The sequence below is a fragment of the Bradyrhizobium sp. USDA 223 genome, from assembly GCF_044909005.1.
Classification (GTDB): Bacteria; Pseudomonadota; Alphaproteobacteria; order Rhizobiales; family Xanthobacteraceae; genus Bradyrhizobium; species Bradyrhizobium yuanmingense.
In genome coordinates this window covers 4,433,011-4,455,718 of sequence record NZ_JBIYDR010000001.1, presented here as the reverse complement: position 1 = coordinate 4,455,718, position 22,708 = coordinate 4,433,011, and the positions used below count along the sequence as shown (strand labels likewise).

General features: G+C 65.1%; 23 protein-coding genes, 1 tRNA gene and 1 pseudogene. 13 read left to right on the top strand and 12 right to left on the bottom strand.

Annotated features, from left to right (window positions below):
* Positions 1-20 precede the first annotated feature (20 nt).
* The 5 genes from ABIA40_RS20725 to ABIA40_RS20705 form a co-directional block, all read right to left on the bottom strand.
* Positions 21-950: a glycine reductase gene (locus ABIA40_RS20725; protein ID WP_271542618.1), complete on the bottom strand. Its 930-nt coding sequence runs from the start codon at positions 948-950 to the stop codon at positions 21-23.
* A 289-nt stretch (positions 951-1,239) separates the two neighbouring features.
* Positions 1,240-1,821 (bottom strand): NUDIX domain-containing protein, encoded by a 582-nt coding sequence (locus ABIA40_RS20720; RefSeq protein WP_271542616.1) that lies wholly within the window; start codon positions 1,819-1,821, stop codon positions 1,240-1,242.
* 183 nt (positions 1,822-2,004) lie between these two features.
* Positions 2,005-2,451 carry a GNAT family acetyltransferase gene (locus tag ABIA40_RS20715; protein WP_271542614.1) on the bottom strand — a complete coding sequence of 149 codons (447 nt, stop codon included), beginning with the start codon at positions 2,449-2,451 and terminating at the stop codon, positions 2,005-2,007.
* The gene (locus ABIA40_RS20710; protein ID WP_404543070.1) at positions 2,448-3,875 is read right to left on the bottom strand and encodes an FAD-binding oxidoreductase; all 1,428 of its coding nucleotides are present in this window, start codon (positions 3,873-3,875) and stop codon (positions 2,448-2,450) included. The genes ABIA40_RS20715 and ABIA40_RS20710 overlap by 4 nt, the downstream gene beginning before the upstream one ends.
* 16 nt (positions 3,876-3,891) lie before the next feature.
* Positions 3,892-4,881 (bottom strand): L-threonylcarbamoyladenylate synthase, encoded by a 990-nt coding sequence (locus ABIA40_RS20705; protein WP_404543069.1) that lies wholly within the window; start codon positions 4,879-4,881, stop codon positions 3,892-3,894.
* Positions 4,882-4,949: 68 nt separating this feature from the next.
* On the opposite strand from ABIA40_RS20705, the gene ABIA40_RS20700 reads away from it, so the two are divergent.
* Positions 4,950-5,026, top strand: a tRNA-Pro gene (locus ABIA40_RS20700).
* Positions 5,027-5,299: 273 nt separating this feature from the next.
* Here the strand turns inward: ABIA40_RS20700 and ABIA40_RS20695 are convergent.
* Genes ABIA40_RS20695 through ABIA40_RS20685 form a run of 3 tightly spaced genes read right to left on the bottom strand, consistent with a single transcriptional unit; the run spans position 5,300 to position 8,033 of the window.
* On the bottom strand, positions 5,300-6,430 hold the full coding sequence (locus tag ABIA40_RS20695; RefSeq protein ID WP_275508714.1) for a DSD1 family PLP-dependent enzyme: 1,131 nt from the start codon (positions 6,428-6,430) through the stop codon (positions 5,300-5,302).
* Between the two features lie 2 nt (positions 6,431-6,432).
* Positions 6,433-7,407 (bottom strand): tripartite tricarboxylate transporter substrate-binding protein, encoded by a 975-nt coding sequence (locus ABIA40_RS20690; protein ID WP_404543068.1) that lies wholly within the window; start codon positions 7,405-7,407, stop codon positions 6,433-6,435.
* A complete protein-coding gene (locus ABIA40_RS20685) occupies positions 7,404-8,033 on the bottom strand; it encodes an HAD-IA family hydrolase (RefSeq protein WP_275496926.1) in 630 nt (209 codons plus the stop codon). Before ABIA40_RS20685 ends, ABIA40_RS20690 begins: the two co-directional genes overlap by 4 nt.
* Positions 8,034-8,104: 71 nt before the next feature.
* On the opposite strand from ABIA40_RS20685, the gene ABIA40_RS20680 reads away from it, so the two are divergent.
* Positions 8,105-9,016, top strand: coding sequence for a LysR family transcriptional regulator (locus ABIA40_RS20680; protein WP_404543066.1), 912 nt, complete (start codon positions 8,105-8,107; stop codon positions 9,014-9,016).
* A gap of 141 nt (positions 9,017-9,157) precedes the next feature.
* On the opposite strand, the gene ABIA40_RS20675 is transcribed toward ABIA40_RS20680, so the two are convergent.
* From ABIA40_RS20675 to ABIA40_RS20665, 3 genes are all read right to left on the bottom strand, one after another.
* Entirely contained in the window at positions 9,158-9,457 is a 300-nt protein-coding gene (locus tag ABIA40_RS20675; RefSeq protein ID WP_404543064.1) for a hypothetical protein, read from the bottom strand.
* Positions 9,458-9,477: 20 nt separating this feature from the next.
* Entirely contained in the window at positions 9,478-9,921 is a 444-nt protein-coding gene (locus ABIA40_RS20670) for a hypothetical protein (protein ID WP_404543062.1), read from the bottom strand.
* Positions 9,922-10,024: 103 nt separating this feature from the next.
* Positions 10,025-10,378, bottom strand: coding sequence for a hypothetical protein (locus ABIA40_RS20665; protein WP_271542600.1), 354 nt, complete (start codon positions 10,376-10,378; stop codon positions 10,025-10,027).
* 128 nt (positions 10,379-10,506) lie between these two features.
* Between ABIA40_RS20665 and ABIA40_RS20660 the strand changes: the two genes are divergently transcribed.
* The 5 genes from ABIA40_RS20660 to ABIA40_RS20640 all read left to right on the top strand — a co-directional run bounded on the left by ABIA40_RS20660 (position 10,507) and on the right by ABIA40_RS20640 (position 14,309).
* Positions 10,507-11,466, top strand: a complete 960-nt coding sequence (locus tag ABIA40_RS20660; protein WP_404543061.1) for an N-carbamoyl-D-amino-acid hydrolase — start codon at positions 10,507-10,509, stop codon at positions 11,464-11,466.
* Positions 11,467-11,543: 77 nt separating this feature from the next.
* Positions 11,544-12,164, top strand: a complete 621-nt coding sequence (locus ABIA40_RS20655; protein WP_404546287.1) for a TetR/AcrR family transcriptional regulator — start codon at positions 11,544-11,546, stop codon at positions 12,162-12,164.
* 82 nt (positions 12,165-12,246) lie between these two features.
* Positions 12,247-13,440, top strand: coding sequence for an MFS transporter (locus ABIA40_RS20650; protein WP_271542594.1), 1,194 nt, complete (start codon positions 12,247-12,249; stop codon positions 13,438-13,440).
* 122 nt (positions 13,441-13,562) lie between these two features.
* Positions 13,563-13,982 (top strand): DUF4118 domain-containing protein, encoded by a 420-nt coding sequence (locus ABIA40_RS20645; protein ID WP_157286987.1) that lies wholly within the window; start codon positions 13,563-13,565, stop codon positions 13,980-13,982.
* Between the two features lie 129 nt (positions 13,983-14,111).
* On the top strand, positions 14,112-14,309 hold the full coding sequence (locus tag ABIA40_RS20640) for a hypothetical protein (RefSeq protein ID WP_157286986.1): 198 nt from the start codon (positions 14,112-14,114) through the stop codon (positions 14,307-14,309).
* A 235-nt stretch (positions 14,310-14,544) separates the two neighbouring features.
* Here ABIA40_RS20640 and ABIA40_RS20635 read toward each other — a convergent pair whose 3' ends face one another.
* Positions 14,545-15,522, bottom strand: coding sequence for a LysR family transcriptional regulator (locus ABIA40_RS20635; RefSeq protein WP_036038207.1), 978 nt, complete (start codon positions 15,520-15,522; stop codon positions 14,545-14,547).
* 118 nt (positions 15,523-15,640) lie between these two features.
* On the opposite strand from ABIA40_RS20635, the gene ABIA40_RS20630 reads away from it, so the two are divergent.
* The 6 genes and pseudogenes from ABIA40_RS20630 to ABIA40_RS20605 all read left to right on the top strand — a co-directional run bounded on the left by ABIA40_RS20630 (position 15,641) and on the right by ABIA40_RS20605 (position 22,618).
* Entirely contained in the window at positions 15,641-16,678 is a 1,038-nt protein-coding gene (locus ABIA40_RS20630) for a class 1 fructose-bisphosphatase (RefSeq protein ID WP_271542590.1), read from the top strand.
* A gap of 11 nt (positions 16,679-16,689) precedes the next feature.
* Positions 16,690-17,567, top strand: a pseudogene (locus ABIA40_RS20625) (phosphoribulokinase).
* 16 nt (positions 17,568-17,583) lie between these two features.
* Positions 17,584-19,602 (top strand): transketolase, encoded by a 2,019-nt coding sequence (gene tkt, locus ABIA40_RS20620; protein ID WP_271542588.1) that lies wholly within the window; start codon positions 17,584-17,586, stop codon positions 19,600-19,602.
* Between the two features lie 12 nt (positions 19,603-19,614).
* On the top strand, positions 19,615-20,700 hold the full coding sequence (gene fba, locus ABIA40_RS20615) for a class II fructose-bisphosphate aldolase (RefSeq protein ID WP_271542586.1): 1,086 nt from the start codon (positions 19,615-19,617) through the stop codon (positions 20,698-20,700).
* A gap of 38 nt (positions 20,701-20,738) precedes the next feature.
* On the top strand, positions 20,739-22,199 hold the full coding sequence (locus tag ABIA40_RS20610) for a form I ribulose bisphosphate carboxylase large subunit (protein ID WP_271542584.1): 1,461 nt from the start codon (positions 20,739-20,741) through the stop codon (positions 22,197-22,199).
* Between the two features lie 11 nt (positions 22,200-22,210).
* Entirely contained in the window at positions 22,211-22,618 is a 408-nt protein-coding gene (locus ABIA40_RS20605; RefSeq protein WP_271542582.1) for a ribulose bisphosphate carboxylase small subunit, read from the top strand.
* Positions 22,619-22,708 lie beyond the last annotated feature (90 nt).

The window sequence follows — 22,708 nt, the reverse complement described above, 5'->3', positions numbered from 1 at the left end:
CTTATTGTTGTTGGAGGACGTCAGGCGGCGCGGTTGCCGCGCGCAATCTCCTTCTGCTTGTCGAAATCGGCGCGGCGCCGCGCCAGCTCTTCGGGCGAGAGCTGCGCGACATTGTTGTAGTCGAGCTTCCAGGAGGCGTCCTCGCTCCAGCGCAGCGGCGATTGCATCGTGGTCTGCGGACCGCTCGCGCTCTCCAGCAGTCGGAGCGCCAGCTCGAGCGTCTGCGCCTGCGAGGCGATGTCGTGCGGCTTGCCGGCGGAATTGCCGAGCGGGAAGTCGGAGAACAGGAAGCGCGGCACGGCCGCGTGCTCGACGATGTCCTTGGCGCAGCCCATGATCACGGTCGGGATGCCATTGCGCTCCAGGTGCCGCGCCACCAGCGCCGTGGTCTGGTGGCAGACCGGGCAGTTCGGCACCAGCACCGCGACGTCCACCTTGTCCGCGAGGCAGCGCGCCAGGATCTCCGGCGCGTCGGTGTCGAGCGTGACGCGATGGCTGCGGTTGGTCGGCGCGCCGAAGAAGCGCGGCGCGACTTCGCCGATGCGGCCGGCGGCGGATGCCTTCAACAGCTGCGGTAGCGGAAACCAGGTGCCGCTGTCGGTGGCCGACGTGTGCTTGCGGTCATAGCCGATGTGCGAGATGCGCAGATCGTGCTCTTTCGACGTGTCGCCGTCATAGACCTGATAAAACTTCGCGCTGCCATTATACGCCGCGCCCGGCCCCTGGTCGCCCTTGGCCGGATCGTAGGGCGCCGCGGTGGTGATGATGGTAACGCGCGACTGAGCCAGCGGTTTCTTCAGCGGCTGGAACGGCGCCTCGGTGTAATGCGCCCAGCGGTACGGCGTGGTGTAGCCGATCGCCGCGTAATAATCGCGGGTGCGCTGCATATAGGGGACGGGGGAATCGTAGTCGGGCGCAAAGCCGAATTCGTCGTCGCGCGGAGCAGACATGGCGCGTCTCCTGGTTCTTGGTTGGGGCCAGACTAGAGATAGTTGCGGGGTTGCTCAACGGGGGAGGGAGAATGCAGGACAGAATTGCAGTTGAGGATAGCGCGGCGCGGACGGTGCCTCTTACCCTCCCCTGGAGGGGGAGGGTCGATCGCGCGTAGCGCGAGCGGGGTGGGGAGATCTCTCCACTCGGGCACTGTTGGAGGTGGAGAGACCGTCACCCCACCCCGGCTCACATTTCGCTGCGCTCAATGTGAGCCGACCTTCCCCCTCCAGGGGAGGGTAAGCACACCTACCTGAACACATGCAGCGCCACATACTGCAGCAGCATGATCGCCTTGGCGTCGATGATGCGGCCGTCGGCGATCATCGCGAGGGCCTCGTCGATGGACAACTCCAGCACCTCGATGTCCTCGCCCTCGTGTTCGAGGCCGCCCCCATCGCTCACCCGCATCTCGGGCTCGTATTCGGCGACGAAGAAATGCAGCTTCTCGGTGATGGCGCCGGGGCTCATGAAGGCCTCGAACACCTTGTGGACGTGGTGCAGGCGATAGCCGGTCTCTTCCTCTGCCTCGGCCCGGATGCGCTCCTCGGGCTCGGCGTTGTCGAGCACACCGGCGGCCGCCTCGATCAAGAGGTCGTCGTAACCGCGGATGAAGGCCGGCAGGCGGAACTGGCGCACCAGGATCACGGTCCGTCGCGCAAGATTATACGGCAGCACGGCGGCGGCATTGTCGCGCTCATAGGTCTCGCGGTGCTGGGTCTGCCACTCGCCGTTGGCGCGCCGGTACTCGAACGTTGTGGTCTTCAGCGTGGTCCAGCCGTCCGAGAGCACGTGGACGTCCTTGATGCGGACGCGGTCGGAAATGGTCATGAGGTCTCTCTCTTCTTCACCTCTCCCCGCTTGCGGGGAGAGGTCGGATCGCCCTTGCGATCCGGGTGAGGGGGTACAGATCCGTCGACGGTCCCACGTGCGGAGAGAGGCCCCTCACCCCAACCCTCTCCCCGTAAGAACGGGGCGAGGGGGCGCAGTTGCGTTCGCGGCCGCATCCCGAACTCAATTGCTTGGCGTTGTCGCGCGGCCGTCGAGCCACTTCTGGAACATCACGGATGTCGACAGTTCGAAACCCAGCGAGCCATAGAACGCGTTGGCCTGCGCGTTCTCGCGCCGGACCAGAAGCTGCAGCTTCGAAATCCCGGCGCTTCGCAGCCAGTCCTCGGCCGCCGCCATGATAATGCGGCCATGGCCACGCTTCTGACAGCTGGGATCGACGGCGACGTAATAGACCCAGCCGCGATGGCCGTCATGGCCGACCATCACGGTGGCGACGATCGCGCCATTGTCGCGGCCGAGCAGCACGGTGGAATTGTCGCGCCGCCGCGCCAGTGCGATGTCGGCATGCGGATCGTTCCAGGGCCGCGTCAGGCCGCAGCGCTGCCACAGCGCGACCACGGCCTCGACATCGGGGTCGGTGATCGCATCGATCGCAAGGGAAGAGCTCACAGCACCTTCCCCGGATTCATGATGCCGAGCGGATCGAGCATGGCCTTGATGGAACGCATCAGCTCGATCGCGGTCTTGTCCTTCACTTGCGGAAGCTCGTCGCGCTTGAGCACGCCGATGCCGTGCTCGGCGGAGATCGAGCCGCTCATGCGCAGCACGATCTCGAAAACCACCGCGTTCACATCATGCCAGCGCGCCAGAAAGTCGGCGGTGTCGGCGCCGATTGGCTGGCTGACGTTGTAGTGCAGATTGCCGTCGCCGAGATGGCCGAACGGCACCGGCCGCGCGCCGGGGATCAGGTTCACCACGGCCGCATCGGCTTCCGCGATGAATTCGGGCACGGCCGCAACCGGGACGGAGATGTCGTGCTTGATCGAGCCGCCTTCCGGCTTCTGCGCCGCCGACATCTCGTCGCGCAGCTTCCAGAACGCGCCGCGCTGGGCGAGGCTCGCCGCGATCACGGCGTCGTCGACGATCTCCTCCTCCATGGCACGGCCGAGGATCATCTCCAGCGGCGTGCGGGCATCCTCGCTCGGCGATGACAATTCCATCAGCACGTACCAGGGATGCTTCTCTGCGAGCGGATCGCGCACGTCGATGCCGTGGCGGACCGAGAAATCCACCGCCAGCTCCGACAGCAGCTCGAAGCTCGTCAGCGCGTTGGCGGCTTCGCCTTGCGCGATGGTGAGCAGCTTCAGCGCCGCCGCCGGCGATTTCAGCCCGACGAAGGCGGTTTCGATCGCCCGTGGCTTCGGAAACAGTTTCAGCGTCGCCGCGGTGATGATGCCGAGCGTGCCTTCGGCGCCGATGAAGAGGTTGTGCAGATTGTAACCGGTGTTGTCCTTCTTCAGCTTCGACAGCGAATTGAGCACGCGCCCGTCGGCGAGCACCACTTCCAGGCCCAGCGCCATCTCGCGCGCGACGCCATAGGCGAGCGCCGCGGTGCCGCCGGCATTGGTCGAGAGATTGCCGCCGATGGTGCAACTGCCTTCGGCCCCTAACGACAGCGGAAACAGCCGGTCGACCTCGGAGGCCTTGGCTTGCGCGATCTGCAGCACCACGCCGGCCTCACACGTCATGGTGTTGGAGGCGGTATCAACTTCGCGGATCTTGTCGAGCCGGCGCAGCGACACCACCACCTCGCCATTGTGCGGCGTCTGGCCGCCGACGAGCCCGGTGTTGCCGCCCTGCGGCACCAGCGCGATGTTGTGCGCGGAGGCGAGCTTGCAGATCGCGGAAACCTCCGCCGTCGAGCCCGGGCGCAGCACCAGCGGTGAGCGGCCGTGGAACAGATTGCGCTCCTCGGTGACGTAAGGCTCGATATCAGTCGGGTCGGTGATGGCGTGGCGGTCGCCGACGATCTTGCGGAATTGCTCGATCAATTCGGGCGCAAGCGGCGGGGTGGCAGGCTTGTTGATGTTCATGTCCTCGTCTCTTGCTTCAACGCGCCACCGCGGCGCGGCGCAGCCGGTCGTTGATCGCCTCGCCCAGACCATCTTCGGGAATCGGCATCACCGCAATCGCCCGCGGCGCTTTCGCGTCGAGGCTGCGAAGATAGCCGAACAGATTGGCGGCGGCTTCATCGAGATCGGCGGTGGGCGACAAATTCATGACGGCCGAGGCGGCGTCAAGCCCGGGCAGGCGTTCCGGGCCGAACGCCAGCAGCGCATCGCCCGGCGCGACCTCGCGTGCGTTGAGCCGCACAAGGGCGCGCGGCGCGTAATGCGAGGCCAGCATGCCCGGGGCCAGCGGCTGGCTGTCGTCGCTGTCAGCCTCCACCGGCGGCCGCGCCAGCTTCGCGCCCAGCACAGCCTCGATCCGCTCGCGCGATAGCCCGCCGGGACGAAGCAGCATCGGCGCGTCGAAGCAGCCGATGATCGTCGATTCCACGCCGACCATAACAGGTCCGGCGTCGATGATCAGGTCGATCCGCCCGGCAAGGTCGCTCTCGACATGGGCGGCCAGCGTCGGCGAGACGTGGCCGGAGATGTTGGCCGAGGGCGCCACCACGGCGCCGCCGAAGGCGCGCAGGATCGCCTGCGCGACGGGATGGGCGGGGATGCGGATCGCCACCGTGTCGAGGCCGGCCGTGGCGAGATCCGCCACCGGGCAGTCCTCGGTCTTGGGCACCACCAGCGTCAGCGGCCCCGGCCAGAACGCCTCCGCGAGCGCCAGCGCGCGCGCATCGAACCGCCCGATCCGCCGCGCGGCTTTGAGGTCCGCGACATGCGCGATCAGCGGATTGAACGCCGGCCGGCCCTTGGCGGCGTAGAGATGGGCGATCGCGACCGCATTGGCAGCATCCGCCCCGAGCCCATAAACCGTCTCGGTCGGGAATGCGACCAGCCCGCCGGCCGCAAGTCGCCGGGCGGCGGCTTCCGCGCCGGCCTCGCCGGCCGGCAATATCAGCGTTTCGACACCCGTTTTCACAGGGATAAAATTCCTCATCTCGGCCGCTTGCAGTGCGTCAAGCCCGACGCTATAAGCCGCCTTCTTGTCGGAGTGTGGCTCAGCCCGGTAGAGCACTGCGTTCGGGACGCAGGGGTCGCAGGTTCGAATCCTGCCACTCCGACCATTCTTCCAAGTACTTATAGTTTCTATGTTTTTCCTGCGCAATGAAATGCGCAATGATTTCAGGCACGGCAGCCATGCCTGTCGCTCCCAAGGCTTATGCCAAGGGCGTCGAGGAGCAGATAAGGCGAACGCCTGCCGCCTCTTCATCCGGATGGTGAAGGCCGTCGTTGGCTTCCAACTTCTCTACGCTCATTCCAAGCCTGCGCGCGGCCTCCCTATCGACACCCGCTTGGGGCCAGGTGTGCCACTGCGTGAGGATTCTAGGCAGGCAATGTCACCAGCCATTAAACCTCTGCCATCTTTCAATGCCGTTGTCCGTGGCGGCATAATATTCGGAGAATTGAGCTCCGGTCGCACAGGCGTGATTCGGGAGTATTCGAAGTCGTGTGCCAATCGGAAAGCAATTTTCAAGAGAGATGACAGAACCGTCTCTTACGGCAAGGATTCCGTGTTCCTGATTTGCTGCGATCATCACCAAGTCTTCCTTGAGGGGGCGCCCCCCTAAATCGCATGCGATCCCGTATCCGTAATCATGGCGCTGACGAGCAGTGCCGCGGTCTCGGCTCATCGCCATCCATCCGGCATCGACGATAATCCAGCCTTTCTCCGACTGATGGCCGACCACGGTCGTCAGCACGGAAAGGGCAATATCGTCGAACGCGCAGACGCCGACATTCGTCATGAATAGATCGAAGAACACGTACACGCCGCAGCGCACTTCCGTAACGCCGTCCAAGGCGCGGGCGGACAGCGCTGTCGGGGTCGATCCGACGCTCACGACCGGGCACGGAAGGCCGGCAGCGCGAAGCCGTTCGGCCGCGCGAACGCTCAAGGCACGCTCCTGCTCCGCCAAGCGCTCCAGGGCCCCGGGCTCGTCGAGCTCATAGGAGTTTCCGGCATGAGTCAGCACGCCGCGAAGTGTGGCGCCGCCGGTGTGAAGAATGCGACCGATCTCGATGAGACGCGCATCCTCGGGGCCTACACCCGATCGGTGCCCGTCAGTGTCGACCTCGAGCAGGACGTGGAAAGGATCGCGATGGGACTGCGCCTCGACGACGGCCTGCGCAGCCTCGACCGAGTCGACCAGAATCTTGAGGCGGCAGCCCCGATCACGCAGTCGCTGAGCCCGGCCGAGCCGGTGCGGCGCGATGCAGACGGCGTAGAGGATGTCGTCGTAGCCCGCAGCAAAAAACTCCTCGGCTTCGCGCAGGGTCGAGACGGTGATGCCGTTCGAGCCCGCGGCGCGCTGCCTGTCCGCAACAGCGAAGCATTTGGTCGTCTTGACGTGGGGACGGAAACTGACGCCCAAGGCGCTCATCCGGTCCTGCATGCGGGCGATATTACGCTGCATGCGCACGACGTCGACGATGGCAGCGGGCGTTTCGATGTCGGAGAAAGATGTCATGCTTAGTCCAGATATTCGCCCTTGACGCGCAGCACTGGCACGTCGTGCTCCAGCCCTTCGGCGATCAGCGCGCTGACGGCGCCGGGCTCGAGATCCGCTCCCCGTGGCAGTTCGACACCAACCGCCGTCATTTGCCGCACGAGATCCGGGTCGGCGAGTGCTGCGCGCAAGGCGTCGTTTAGTTTCTGACGCACCGGAACGGGCGTTCCCCTCCGCACGAAGATCGCGTTCCAGGAGCGGAGTTTCACGCCCGGAAAGCCGGCCGCTGCCGCAGTGGATATTTGAGGCGCCTGCGGCAGGGGTTGATCACTCAGCGCCGCGATTGCCTTGATCGTTCCGCCGAGCACTTGAGGTAGCGCCGTGGTGGTCTGGTCACACATGAAGTCGACGTGACCACCCATGAGGTCGTTCATCGCTGGGGCAACGCCGCGATAGGGAACATGGGTGATGTTCAGTTTCAGGTTTGACAGCAGCAGAACGCAGGCATAGTGCGAAATCGATCCGACGCCAGCGCTGCCATAGGTGAGTTTATCGCGGTTGGCACGGGCATAGGTGACGAACTCATGTAGATTGGATGCCGGCAGGTCCGACTTCGCGACAAGAAGTGTGGAAGCCATCCCTGCGAGCCCCACAGGCTCGAAGTCGGCGGTTGGGTCGTAAGGAAGGCGCTTGTAGAACGCGACATTGGCGACATGTGTGCCGATGGTGCCAAACCCGAGCGAATATCCATCCGCAGGCGCCTTTAGCAATTTGGTTAGGCCGATGGTGCCGCTGGCGCCGCCAACATTTTCCACGATGATCGATTGCTTCAAGTGGGCGGCCATGGCTTGAGCCACCGCCCGGCCAAGTGCATCGCTCGGGCCACCGGCGGGAAACGGAACGATCAGCGTCAATTGCCTCTCGGGAAACTCCTGAGCCGTTGCCGCAGAGATGTTCAATCCGACTGCGAAGATGGCGGCCAACGTGCGAGATATCATGAAAAGTCCTCCAGCCACGGAACGAGGTCGTCGAGGTTCGGAGATTCTTTCTCGGCTGCCGGCGCGCCCTCCGGACGAGCCAAGCCCACGCGATTGTGCCAGTAGGTGCGCAGCCCGACGGCTGAGGTGCCGATGAGGTCGTAGCCGGAGCCTGCGACAAACGCTGCGTCCGCGGCCGACACGCCCAGCATGTCCAACGCAAGACGATAGGGGCGGGTGTCGGGCTTATAGAAGCCGGCCTCTTCCGCGGTGATCACGACGTCCCATTGTGTGCGGAGGCGGGCGGCGGCCATTCGTCCAAGGCGCGTCGAGCAATTGGTCACGACTGCCAGGCGCGCGCGTCCTGCCAACTGGTCTAGCGCAGCCTGCGCCCCGCTCCAGACCGGGAGGGACATCCAATTTGCTTCGAGGGCGTCTGCCGTCGACGGCGCGAGACCGGTTGCGCGCGCAGCCTGGCGGACCAGACTGTCATACGGAACATACCTCCCGCAACCATACGTCAGGCGGAGATACTCGGCCCTCCAGGCTCGGCCCGATGCTTCGGATCCGGCGGCGGCATTCCAGACGCTCCAAGAATCGAGGAGCGCCGTGAGAAGATCGAAAAGAACGGCGCGGGGCATGGTCATTGTCAAACTTCTATCACTTTCGTGATCAGTTGTGATTAAGTATGATTGTCTCTTCCCTTCAGGAAAATTGAATGATTGCGCTTGAGGATTTTCGGTTCGTGGTCGCCCTGAGCCGAACCGGCTCGCTAAGCGGGGCAGCGAGGGCGCTCGATGTCACGCCGCCGGCGCTTTCCATGCGATTGAAAAAACTGGAGGCCGTTCTCGGGATCAATCTTGTCGTCCGCAACTCCCGAGGGCTGCGCTTCACGCCGGAAGGCGAACAACTCGTTCATGAAGCCCAGTCTCTGTTGGCGCGCATCGATGATCTCGGGAACAGTCTCAGCGGCGGCGTATTTGCCGGCCCCCTAAGGGTTGTCGCGCCGTTCGGCTTTGGCAGGATCCATGTCGCGCCCGTCATGGCGGCATTCATTCGCGACTACCCACAGGTGCGTGCAACGCTGGATCTTTCCGAAACGCCGTGGAACAGCAATGTCGAAGCTGACGTCGTCATCTATATTGGGACAGTCCGGGATTCCTCGTGGATCGCTCATCTTCTTGCCCGCAACGCGCGCTGGGTGTGCGCCAGTCCCGACTATCTTCGACGACGCGGAACGCCGTCACATCCTCGCGACCTGGCGCAGCATGCATGTCTCTCCGTTCGCGAAAACGAAGAGGACGTGACGCTGTGGCGCTACAAGAGCAGCCACGCGTCATCCAGGCGATCAGAAGCGCTTCGAATAACTCCGGCACTCACGAGCAACAATGGTGAGGTCGTTCGCGAGTGGGCTATTGCAGGGTTGGGCATCGCACTCAGGTCCGAATGGGACGTGGCGCCATCCGTTAAGAGGGGCGAGCTGCGTCGGCTGTTTCGTGAATATGAATTCGAAGGCGCCGATATTCTGGCTTTGGTGCCAACGCGTCGCGGGGTCTCAGCTCGTGTTTCGCATTTTGTTGAAAGCCTCAAAGCCCGCTTTCAACCGAGGCCGCCTTGGCGAAGTATTTGACGTGCATGCCACTCGGCAGCGGGACAACCGGCAATGTCCGCTATGGGCGCGGCAGGGCGGGGTCATGGCCCAGAGCCGAACCGGGCAGGACAGCGGCGCGGCCGTGCGACCGCGCCGCTGTGACGCTGTTATGTGGAGGCCCTAGTCCTCGTAAGGCGCGTAGGCTGACGTGCCCCAGCGAGGCCCTTCATAGCCGTAACCAGGACCCCAATATCCGTAGGTGTTGGTGGGGTGCCAACTGCTGCCGATGCGCTGGCATTGGCCGACGCCGGCCATCAACTGGCCGCCGCTCATGGCGGGCCCAGCGGCGCCGACTGCTTCTCCAGCTGGTGGGGTGCACGGGCCGGGACCGCGTCCCGCAGCGAGGCTGGGGCTTGCAGTTGCGAGCGGCAAAGTCGCGGCCAGAGTTGCGGCGACGCTCACGAGTTTCGTACGTGTCATGGTTGTCTCCATGTTCGGGTTCAACGGGAGACCAATCCCTCCTGCTTCGAGACGTTCCGCGCGGAACGGTCGCGATTTCGCGAGCAAAAAAGGTTTCCTCTGGTTTCACGGAACGCGGTGAATCCATTCACGTAGCGCGCCGTCACGGGCGCATCATCATCTGCGAGCCACCAGCACACCAACGAGGAAGGCCACCAGCAGCGACGGCAGCGGGGCGTCGCGCACCACCAGTGCTGCTCCGGGACCAGTTTCGGCGATCGCACCCTAGGCGCGGGATCGATGCTCCATTGTGATGCGAGTTCGGCGATCTCGCTTTGCGCGAGGCGCACGCCGTCGCGGACGCGAAAGATCGCCGCATCGGACCGCTCGCGCGGCGCGAGCAGCATCAAGGTTTCGACGGCGGTGCGCAGCGTCATCTCGCCGTAGCCTTGCAGCCTTACCTGCTCCTCGGGGTCGGACGTCATGCGAAATCCCTCGCAGCGCCAATTCTTCATGACGCGAAGTGCTTTGCATGGAAATGGCCGCCGCCGAGCTTGGTTCCCTGCGCGGCGCGAATCGGCGGGCCGACTATTTCCGCAGCAGCTCGCTCAAGGCCGCCGTCGCTTCGGCGCAGCGGATGTCGTCGATCTCCCGCGACAGGCTGAGCGCGCTCGATCTCAGCTCCTCGAGCTTCCAGCTGTCCGGATGCTGGTTTTCGAGCTGACCGAGACGCTTGTTCAGATCGTCCAGTCTCGATTGAAGCTGCCCGATGCTGGCGGCCCCATTCACTTTCCAAACGCGTTGTGCACGCATCGTCGTTCCCCTGATAGTCTCACGGCCTTGTGAGAGCGGTTCATGGCCGGAATGGGAGTTTGTTTTGTCCGGCTTCAGACGGTGGGGAACCGTTGCAGATCGGCAACGAAGTTCTTGTTTGGTGCTCACCCAGCGCCGCACGATGGTACCCGCAGGGACAGAATTTGATTGTGCCCTCAGTAGGGGGCGCCGAGGAAGCCTGTGCGCGCGATGATAGGCTCGGGCCGGGCGCACTTGAAAAAGATGAGGAATGACGCGTGACGAGAATTGTGACCATTGCAGCCGGCCAGCTCGGACCGATCGCGAGGAGCGAGACCAGGACCGCGGTGGTGGCGCGGCTGATGGCGTTGATGCGCGAGGCGCGGGCCTGCGGCTGCGACCTGATCGTCTATCCCGAGCTGGCCCTGACCACGTTCTTTCCGCGCTGGTACTTCGAGGATCAGGCCGAGATCGACAGCTTCTTCGAGCGCGAGATGCCGGGTCCCGAGACGCAGGCGCTGTTCGATCTCGCCCGCGAGCTCGGCATCGGCTTCTGCCTCGGCTATGCCGAGCTGACGCTCGAGGCCGGGATTGTCAGGCGCTACAACACGTCCATCCTCGTCGACAAGAGTGGCGCGATCGTCCTGAAATATCGCAAGGTGCATCTGCCCGGCCATGCCGAGCACGAACCGTGGCGCGAATTCCAGCATCTGGAGAAGCGCTATTTCGAGCCCGGCAGCGGCTTCGGCGTGGTCGATGCCTTCGGCGGGTTGATGGGCATGGCGATCTGCAACGACCGCCGCTGGAGCGAGACCTATCGCGTGATGGGCCTGCAGGGCGTCGAGATGGTGCTGATCGGCTACAACACGCCCGTGCACAATCCGCCCGCGCCGGAGCATGACGATCTCTCGCTGTTCCACAATCATCTGGTGATGCAGGCCGGCGCCTATCAGAATGGCACATTCGTGGTCGGGGTCGCCAAGGCCGGTGTGGAGGAGGGCGTCGACCACATCGGCGGCAGCTGCATCATCGCGCCCTCGGGCGAGATCATTGCGGCCTGCACGACAAAGGGCGACGAGATCGCGCTGGCGCGCTGCGATCTCGATCTCTGCAGTTCCTACAAGCGCACCACCTTCAATTTCGACGTGCACCGCCAGCCGCGCGCCTACGGCGTGATCGTCGAGCGGAAGGGCGTGACGATCATGGCGGATGGGACGCCGGTGCCGCGCAGGGGGTGACGCTCTCTCCTTCGTCATTGATTCCCTTCACGACCACGTGTGTTTATTTGGAAACGTTCATTCCCTATTATCCCGCAATGCAAAAGACCGCCCGCCGCTCCCGGCCTGCCGCCCGTCTGCCCGGCCGTCCCCGGGAATTCGACATGGACACCGCGCTCGACCGCGCCGTGCGTGTGTTTCGCGAGCGCGGCTATCATGCCACCTCGATCGGGGACCTCACTGCGGCGATGCGGCTCGCGACGGGAAGCATCTACAAGGCGTTTCGCGACAAGCATGCGGTGTTTCTCGCCGCCTTCGAGCGCTACACGGCCCTGCGCCAACAGCAGACCCGCAGCGCGGCGGCGCGTGGTGCAAACGGTCGCGAGCAAATCCGCAACGTGCTGCTGTCCTATGTCGAGCACTCCCGGGGAATCGAGGGGCGGCGCGGCTGCCTCGTGGTCGGCAGCGCGGTCGAACTGTCCGCGCTCGATCCGGTCGTGGGTGCCCGCGTCAGCACACAGCTCGCGAGCAACGAGAGCTTCATCGCCGGCCTCATCCGCGCCGGACAGGCCGATGGCTCGATCCCCCGCCATGTCCTAGCCGACGACACCGCGCGGCTGATGCTCTGCATCACGCAGGGAATGCGCGTCGTCGGCAAGGCGCGTCTGCCGCTCGACGCAGGGCGTCTCGTCGGCGCCGCAATGAAGCTGCTCGCCTGAATTTTTTGTCAGAATAGGGAATGACCATTCCCTATACCCTACCTAATGGCCATTCCCTGCGCCTTACCTGGAGTCCATGCGAATGACGATGAATGCCACGATCGAGACCGCACCCGGGCCGGATGCGGTATCGCAGCGTCTTACCTTCGTGCTTGCCGCGGCCTGCGGCATGGTCGCCGCCAACATCTATTATGCGCAGCCGCTGATCGCCCCGATCAGCGCCGCGCTCGGCCTGTCGCATGCAGCTAGCGGGCTGATCGTGACGATGACGCAGATCGGCTACGGCACCGGGCTGCTGCTGATCGTGCCGCTCGGCGATCTCGTCGAGAACCGCGCGCTGATCTGCTCGGTGATCATGCTCGGCGCCGCGGCGCTGCTCGCCGCGGCGTTCGCAACCCATGCGCTGCCGTTCCTGCTCGCCGCACTGTTCATCGGCCTCGGCTCGGTCGCGGTGCAGATCATCATCCCCTATGCGGCGCATCTGGCGCCTGAAGCCATCCGCGGCCGCGTCGTCGGCAACGTCTCGACCGGCCTGATGCTCGGCATCATGCTGGCGCGTCCGGTGTCGAGCTTCGTCACCGCCTTGCTGTCGTGGCACGCAGTGTTCTTCGCCTCCGCTGCGCTGATGATCGTGCTCGCAGCCGTGCTCCGGATGACGCTGCCGAAGCGCAAGCCGGTCACGCGGATGCATTACGGCCAATTGCTGCTGTCGATGCCGGATCTGGTGCGGGCCACGCCGCTGCTGCGGCGCCGCGCGCTCTACCAGGCGAGCCTGTTCGGCGCCTTCACCCTGTTCTGGACGGTGGCGCCGCTCCAGCTCGCCGGCGAGTTCGGCTTCTCCCAGCGCGGCATCGCGCTGTTCGCGCTGGCCGGCGTCGCCGGCGTGTTCGCAGCACCGATCGCCGGGCGCCTCGCGGACCGCGGCCATAGCCGGATCGCGACGCTGGTCGCGATGCTGCTCACGGCCGTCGGCTTCCTCGTGACCTCCATCGGCGCTCCCGGCTCGATGCTGAACCTCGCCTGTCTGGTGGTGGCCGCGATTGCAATCGATGTCGGCGTCCAGGGCAATGTGGTGCTGGGCTTCCGTGCCATCTTCGCGCTCGGGCACGAGCACCGCAGTCGCCTCAATGGTCTCTACATGGCGACGTTCTTCGCCGCCGGCGCGGTCGGCTCGGCGGTCGGAGCCTGGGCGTTCGCACAGGGCGGCTGGACGCTCGCATCGGCCATTGGCCTTGCTTTGCCTGTCGCGGGGTTGCTCTACGCGCTGACCGAGTAGCGGCCGCCGCCGGAACGGTGCGGCCGACCTCGCGATGACGCAATTTCCATCTCGCGGACTGGTTGCGGTTGTAGTACTTTCGTCGCAACGCACCTGGTTAACGGGCGGCAGGGGGGATGCTGATGAAACGTGCGGGGCTGTTTGGCGCACGGCGGGTACGGCCATGGTCGTGGCGGGCGTTTCTGCTCGGACTAGCCGTCGTCGCGGTGTCGGCCGTGGTTCAGGGCATCTGCGTCCTGCTCGGCGCAAAGTTCTATTTCGCAGCGTTCCTGCCCGGCCTGTTTGTGCTTGCGCTGATGGCGGGTGCACCGGCGGCGGCATTCGCCGCGCTGCTCACCGTGCCGCTGGTGTGGTGGGCGTTCATCCCGCCCTTCTTCGAGCTCAATGCGCTGACCAGCGCGCATGCCGATTCCATCAACCTGTTCTGTCTTCTTGCCGTCCTCCTGATCGGCCTTGCCGATCTCTGCCGCGCGACGATGACGATCGTCAGAAGCGGCGGGCTGAAGCCTTCGGGCGAGAGCGCGGCAACGAATCCGCAATAAATCGAGCCGCGCGCGTTGCGCCCGAGCAACAGTCCGGCAACCATCCGCGAACTTGCCGCGCGCCGCTAACTTTTCGAAAAAGATTTGGCCGCAGTTTCTCCCGCGGGAATGACGAGGGAGTTTTCGGACATGAACGGTCACGCCATCCTGGAGAACGTGCGCCGCTACCGCGGCATCGCATCGCTCTATCGCCAGACCGCAGCGTTCCGCCCGGGCCAGAGCTGGTCGCTGCTGGAGCAGGCGAGCGAGTGGGAGGCGCGGGCGCTGTCGGAGCTGGAAGCCTATTTCGCCTCGCGCACGGACCACGCCGCCCCGCTCGCGGCCTGATCGCCGGCCATCGGCGCGCCCCTGAACCGGCTCGCCGAAGGCGCGACCGCCACGGGCAACTACGGAGTTGTCTCCGCATCCTTCTGTGCTAGCAACGGCCGAGACATTCTTCACGTCGGCCGGGGCACGCGATGACCACCTTCAACCGCATCTTCACGACGGAGCGCCTGCTCCAGATCATCGTGGTGCTGGCGGCGACGCTCGCCATGAAGCTGATGAGCTGAGCGAAGCCCGGCTATCGTCCGCCTAGCTCGGGCAAATCAGGCAGATAGTTCGAGCCTTCCGAGCCGAGAAAATCGAACATCGCCTGCGCGGGCGGCAACAGCACCTTGTCGCTGCGGCGGATCACGTACCATTGCCGCACGATCGGCAGGCCCGCGACGTCGAGCACGACGAGCCGGCCCTCGGCGAGCTCATGCGCCACGGTGTGAGCCGAGATGAAGGCGATGCCGAGCCCGGCGATGACCGCCTGCTTGATGGTCTCGTTGCTGCTCATCTCCATGCCGATGATCGGCTCGAGATCCGATTTCTGGAACATGCCCTCCATCAGCGTCCGCGTGCCCGAGCCGGGCTCGCGGGTGAGGAAGGTCTCGTGCACGAGATCGGTCAGGCTGAGGCCGGAATCCTTCTCCAGCCAATGGCCCTTGCGCGCGACGATGATGTGCGGGTTGCGCCCGAGCTGGCGGACGTCGACGGTGACGTCGGCCGGTGGCCGACCCATTACCGCGAAGTCGAGGTCGTAGCCGTGCATGGCCTCGCGGATCTCCTCGCGATTGCCGATGGTGAGCTTGATCTCGATCTTGGGGTAGCGCTTGGAAAACGCCGCGATCGCATGCGGCACGAAATATTTCGCGGTCGAGACCGCGCCCAGATGCACGGTGCCCCCGGTCCGCCCCGCGAGCAGGTCGAGCGCGCCCTGGCAATCGGTGATCGCGGCTTCGACCCGTTCGGCCAGCGCCAGCACCTCCCTGCCGGCTTCCGTCAGGAGCATGCCGTCGCCGGTTCGCTGCACCAGGGGCAGGCCGGCCAGGTCCTGCAGCTGCCGCAGCTGCTGGGTCACGGCCGGCTGGGTCAGCCCGAGATGGCTCGACGCCGCCGTCACGCTGCCTTTGGCCGAGAGCGCCGCGAGCGAGCGCAGTTGCCGGATCGTCAGATGCCGGAGCTGGGCCGCTGCATGGCCGGCGCCATTATAAGAAAATTCTTTGAGGCTCATTATGATTAGAAATTTTCCTTATTAAGCGGCCCCTGTCAATCTCCTGATGCCGGCACTGACTGCGACCTGCCTCCACCGGGAGGGAATGGATGCGGCACCGGCAAAGGGATGGACGCAGATGACCGGGCAACTCAGGCTGGACGACCACCTTCAACGGTATTCCGAGACCGCGCCGTATGCGCTGGCCGTGGCAGCCGCGGTCGATGCTATCGCGGCCGGGGCGATCGAGATTGCCGATCTCATCGCCAGCGGCGATCTCGCCGACGCCTCGGGCCTGACCACCGGGCGCAACAGCGACGGCGATCTCCAACGCGACCTCGACGTCCAGGCGGACGCGATCCTGCGCCGCTGCCTCGGCCGGCTGCCGATCGCGGCGCTGGCGTCGGAAGAGATGCGCGAGGCCCAGATCGTCGATCGTCAGGGGCGAATCTGCATCGCGATCGATCCGCTCGATGGCTCCTCCAACATCGACATCAACATGACCGTCGGCACGATCTTCTCGATCTTGCCGGCCCCCGATGATCTCTCACTCGCCTTTCAGCAGCGCGGCTCGGCGCAGCTCGCGGCGGGCTTCGTCACCTACGGTCCGCAGACCTCGCTGGTGCTGACGCTCGGCGACGGCGTCGACATCTTCACGCTCGATCGCAAGGCGGGCTGCTTCCGCTTCGCGCGCAGCGGCGTGCAGATCGCCGAAGCCTGCGAGGAGTTCGCGATCAACGCCTCGAACCGCCGGCATTGGGATCCGCCGGTGCGCGCCTTCATCGACGAATGCCTCGCCGGCGTCGACGGGCCCGCCAACCACGATTTCAACATGCGCTGGATCGGGTCGCTGGTCGCGGAGGCTTATCGCATCCTCACCCGTGGCGGCGTGTTTCTCTACCCTTCCGATGCGCGGCCCGGCTACGGCGACGGCCGTCTGCGCCTGACCTACGAGGCGCACCCGATGGCGATGATCATCGAGCAGGCCGGCGGCTCGGCCTCGACCGGGCGCGAGCGCATCCTCGATCTGTCGGCGCAAAACCTGCACCAGCGCGTGCCGCTGATCATGGGCTCGAGCAACGAGGTGCGGCGCGCCGAGGAGCTGCACTGCGACCCGCTGCTGGTCGCCAGCGTCTCGGCGCCGCTGTTCGCGCGGCGCGGATTCTTCCGGCTCTGAGCGAGGCGCCGATGTCCAGAAAGCATCCGATCATTTCCATCACCGGTTCCTCCGGCGCCGGCACCACCTCCGTCAAGAAGACCTTCGAGCAGATCTTTTTCCGCGAGAAGGTCAACGCCGTCTACATCGAGGGCGACGCCTTCCACCGCTACGACCGTGCCGAGATGCGTGCGCAGATGGCGAAGGAGGCCGAGCGCGGCAACAAGCATTTCAGCCATTTCAGCCCCGAGACCAATTTGTTCGAGGAGCTGGAGCGCGCCTTCCGCGACTACGGCGAGACCGGCACCGCGGTGACGCGGCACTACGTCCACGACGCCGAGGAATCGGCGCTGCATGGCGCGGCACCAGGCACCTTCACCGACTGGAAGCAGCTGCCGGAGGATTCGGACCTGCTGTTCTACGAGGGCCTGCACGGCGCCGTGGTCACCGATAAGGTGAACGTCGCGCGCTATGCCGACCTCAAGATCGGCGTCGTGCCCGTCATCAATCTCGAATGGATCCAGAAGCTGCACCGCGACCGCAGCGCACGCGCGGCTATTCGACCGAGGCCGTCACCGACACCATCCTGCGGCGGATGCCCGACTACATCCACTACATCTGTCCGCAATTCACCGAGACCGACATCAACTTCCAGCGCGTCCCGACCGTGGACACCTCCAATCCATTCATCGCGCGATGGATCCCGACGCCGGACGAATCGATGGTGGTGATCCGCTTCAAGAATCCGCGCGGTATCGACTTCCCCTATCTGCTCTCGATGCTGCCGCAGAGCTGGATGTCGCGCGCCAATTCGATCGTGTGCCCGGGCGCGAAGCTGGACCTGGCCATGCAGCTGATCCTGACGCCGCTGATCATGCAGCTGATCGAGCGCAAGCGCAGCCTGAAGTGAACAGGGAGAGACTCCGATGAACATCTCCGTCCATGCCGAAGCCGACCTCAATGCGGTCACGCACAACGATCTCGCCAATGCCGTCCGCTTCCTCGCGGTCGATGCCATCGAGGCAGCGCAGTCAGGCCATCCCGGGCTGCCCATGGGCATGGCTGATGTCGCGACTGTGCTGTTCTCGCGTTTCCTGAAATTCGACTCCGCGCACCCCAATTGGCCTGACCGCGACCGCTTCGTGCTGTCGGCGGGGCATGGCTCGATGCTGCTCTATGCGCTGTTGCATCTCACCGGCGGCGATATCAGCCTCGACGACATCAAGGCCTTTCGCCAGTGGGGCTCGAAGACGCCGGGTCATCCTGAATATGGCCACACGGCTGGTGTCGAGACCACGACGGGACCGCTGGGCCAGGGCATTGCGACCGCGGTCGGCATGGCGCTCGCCGAGCGGATGGCGAATGCGCGGCATGGCGATGGGCTCGTCGATCACTTCACCTATGTCATCGCGGGCGATGGCTGCCTGATGGAAGGCCTCAGCCAGGAGGCGATCTCGCTGGCCGGTCATCTCGGGCTCGGCCGGCTGATCGTGCTGTTCGACGACAACGGCATCTCCATCGACGGTCCGACCTCGCTGGCGACATCGGACGACCAGCTCGCGCGCTTCGCCGCCTCCGGTTGGTCGGTGCGCCGCGTCGACGGGCATGATCCCGCAGCGGTGGCGCAGGCGATAGCGGAGGAGCGGGAGACCGCAAAGCCGTCGCTGATCGCCTGTCGCACAATCATCGGCTATGGCGCGCCTGATAGACAGGGCACCGAGAAAGTGCATGGCGCGCCGCTCGGCACCGAGCAGACGGCAGCGGCGCGGCGGACGCTGGGTTGGGACTATCAGCCTTTCGTGGTGCCGATCCCGGTGCTCAAGGCGTGGCGGATGATCGGGCAGCGCGGGCAGGTCGACCGCCTCGCCTGGCTCGATCGCTACGAAGGAGCGACGCCGGAGCAGCGCGACCTGTTCGTCGAGGGCAAAGCCGTGACTCTGCCCGCCGCCTATGCGCTGGCCGCGGCGAAATTGCGTGAGCACTTTGCATCCGAGCGGCCGAAGCTGGCGACGCGGCAGGCCTCGCAACAGGTGCTCGAGGGAATCGCGGGAACAATTCCCGGCCTGGTCGGCGGCTCCGCGGACCTCACCCATTCGAACCTGACGCATGCCAAGGCGCAGGCGCCGGTCAAGAGCGGTGCGTTCGCCGGCGACTACATCCATTATGGCATTCGCGAGCACGGTATGGCCGCGGCGATGAACGGCCTCGCGTTGCATGGCGGCTTCATCCCCTATGGCGGCACGTTCTTGGCGTTCTCCGATTACAGCCGGCCGGCGATCCGCCTGGCGGCCTTGATGCGGCTGCGCGTCATCCATGTCATGACCCACGACTCCATCGGGCTCGGCGAGGACGGCCCGACGCATCAGCCGGTCGAGCATCTCGCGGCGTTGCGCGTCCTTCCCAACCTGCTCGTGTTCCGCCCCGCCGATGCGGTGGAGACGCTGGAAGCCTGGGATTGCGCGCTCGCGGCGGAGCATCGCCCCTCAGTGCTATGCCTGTCGCGGCAGGCCCTGCCGACCTTCCGCAGCGATGCGCGCGGCAGAAACCACGTAGCGAACGGAGCCTATCTCGTCATCTCGCCGGATGGTGGCCGCGACGTGACGCTCATCGCAACCGGCTCGGAAGTCTCGATGGCGCTGGAAGCCGCACGCTTGCTCGCGACCGAACACGTTCGCGCCGCAGTGGTCTCGGCGCCGTGTTTCGCACTGTTCGAGGAGCAGCCGGAGGATTACCGCGCCTCGGTGCTCGGCACCGCGCCGCGTGTCGGTGTCGAGGCCGCTGTCGCCGGCGACTGGCATCGCTGGATCGGCACCGACGGTGAGTTCGTCGGCATGCGCGGCTTCGGCGCCTCGGCCCCGGCGTCGGTGCTGTACCGCGAATTCGGCATCACGCCGCAAAGCATTGCGGAAGCGGCCCGCCGGGCGATCGCCCGCAAGAGCCAATAAGGAGGACGCCCCTTGGCCCGTATTACTCTCCGCCAATTGCTCGATCACGCTGCCAGCCACGGCTACGCCGTGCCGGCGTTCAACATCAACAACATGGAGCAGGGCATCGCCATCATGCAGGCGGCGGCTGCGGTCGATGCGCCGGTCATCATCCAGGCCTCGCGCGGCGCGCGCAGCTATGCCGGCGATCTCATGCTTTCGCACATGATCGACGCGCTGGAGCGGACTTATCCGGACATTCCGCTCTGCATGCACCAGGACCACGGCAATGACGAGGCGACCTGCGCGTCCGCCATCGCCCACGGGTTTACCTCGGTCATGATGGACGGCTCGCTCAAGGCCGATGCCAAGACGGCGGCCGACTATGATTACAACGTCGCGATCACGCGCCGCGTCGTCGATCTCGCCCATTGGGTCGGCGCTTCCGTCGAAGGCGAGCTCGGCGTGCTCGGCTCGCTCGAGCACGGCGGCGGCGAACAGGAGGATGGCCACGGCGTCGAGGGCAAGGTCGGCCACGACCAGCTCTTGACCGATCCGGATCAGGCCGTCGACTTCGTTCGCGCGACCAAGGTCGATGCGCTCGCGATCGCGATGGGCACCTCGCACGGTGCCTACAAGTTCAGCCGCAAGCCGGATGGCGATATCCTGGCGATGCGGGTGGTCGAGGAGATCCACGGCCGGCTGCCGAACACGCATCTGGTCATGCATGGCTCCTCCTCGGTGCCGCAGCCGCTGCAGGACATGTTCAACCAGTTCGGTGGCGAGATGCCGCAGACCTGGGGCGTGCCGGTCGAGGAGATCGTTCGCGGCATCCGCAGCGGCGTGCGCAAGGTCAATATCGACACCGATTGCCGGCTGGCGATGACCGCGGTGTTCCGCAAGGTGGCGGCGGAAACGCGCTCCGAATTCGATCCGCGCAAGTTTCTCAAGCCGGCGATGGACGCAATGCGCGAATTGTGCCGCGAGCGGTTCGAGCAGTTCGGTACCGCAGGCCACGCCAGCAAGATCAAGGTCATTCCGATGAGCGAGATGGCGCGGCGCTATCGCGCCGGCGAGCTCGACCCGCGCATCGATGCCCGCGAGCCGGTTGCCGCCTAACCAATCAGAAAGAGCAGAGAAAAGAGCAGGAGAGAGACATGAACGCACATGCAGGCACGGTCCGCGGCAAGGAGCGCTATCGCTCCGGCGTGATGGAATACAAGCGCATGGGCTATTGGGAGCCCGACTACACGCCAAAGGACACCGACGTCATCGCGCTGTTCCGCGTCACGCCGCAAGACGGCGTCGACCCGATCGAGGCCTCAGCCGCTGTGGCAGGCGAATCCTCGACCGCGACCTGGACGGTGGTGTGGACCGATCGCCTGACCGCGGCCGAGAAGTATCGCGCCAAGTGTTATCGCGTCGATCCCGTTCCGGGCTCGCCGGGCTCGTATTTCGCCTACATCGCCTATGATCTCGACCTGTTCGAGCCGGGCTCGATCGCCAACCTCTCGGCCTCGATCATCGGCAACGTGTTCGGCTTCAAGCCGCTGAAGGCGCTGCGGCTCGAGGACATGCGCTTTCCCGTCGCCTATGTGAAGACCTTCCAGGGACCGGCGACCGGCATCGTGGTGGAGCGCGAGCGGCTCGATAAGTTCGGCCGGCCGCTGCTCGGCGCGACCGTGAAGCCGAAGCTCGGTCTGTCCGGCCGCAATTACGGCCGCGTGGTCTATGAGGCGCTGAAGGGCGGGCTCGATTTCACCAAGGACGACGAGAACATCAACTCGCAGCCCTTCATGCATTGGCGCGATCGCTTCCTCTATTGCATGGAGGCGGTGAACCGCGCGCAGGCCGCTTCCGGCGAGGTGAAAGGGACCTACCTCAACGTCACCGCGGCCACCATGGAGGACATGTACGAGCGTGCGGAGTTCGCCAAGGAGCTTGGCTCGGTGATCGTGATGATCGACCTCGTGATCGGCTACACTGCGATCCAGTCGATGGCCAAGTGGGCGCGGCGCAACGACATGATCCTGCATCTGCATCGCGCCGGCCACTCCACCTATACGCGGCAGAAGAGCCATGGCGTGTCGTTCCGCGTCATCGCGAAATGGATGCGGCTTGCCGGTGTCGACCACATCCACGCCGGCACGGTGGTGGGCAAGCTCGAAGGCGATCCCAACACCACGCGCGGCTATTACGACGTCTGCCGCGAGGACTTCAATCCGACCAAGCTCGAGCATGGCCTGTTCTTCGACCAGTCCTGGGCGAGCCTCAACAAGATGATGCCGGTAGCCTCCGGCGGCATCCATGCCGGGCAGATGCACCAGCTGCTCGACCTGTTAGGCGAGGACGTCGTGCTGCAGTTCGGCGGTGGCACCATCGGCCATCCCATGGGCATTGCGGCCGGCGCGACCGCCAACCGCGTGGCGCTGGAAGCGATGATCCTCGCCCGCAACGAGGGCCGCGACTATGTCCACGAGGGCCCGGAGATCCTGGACAAGGCGGCCCAGACCTGCACGCCGCTGAAGGCTGCGCTCGAGGTCTGGAAGGACGTCACCTTCAACTATCAATCCACCGACACGCCGGACTTCGTGCCGACCGCGCTGGAAACCGTCTGAGGAGATTTGAGATGAAGATCACCCAGGGCTGCTTCTCGTACCTGCCGGATCTGACCAACGAGCAGATCACCAGCCAGGTGCAGTATTGCCTCGCCAATGGCTGGGCGGTGAACATCGAGTTCACCGACGATCCGCATCCCCGCAACACTTATTGGGAGATGTGGGGCCTGCCGATGTTCGATCTCCAGGACGCCGCCGGCGTAATGATGGAGCTCGCCGAGTGCCGCAGGGTCTATGGTAACAGCTACATCCGCATCAGCGGCTTCGATGCCAGCCACGGCTGGGAATCGGTGCGGATCTCCTTCCTCGTCAACCGGCCGAAGCAAGAGACGGAGTTCGAGCTGGTGCGGCAGGAGTTCGGCGGCCGTGCGGTCCGCTACACCACGGTTCGAAAGCCGGCGGCGCACGCGCCAGCTTGAGTCATCCGCTTCCGCGCGGAGCTCTCCCTGCTTCGCATCCTTGGCGGACAACTGCTTCGCCGCCTTGCTCGCGGCGAAGCTCTTTTCTTC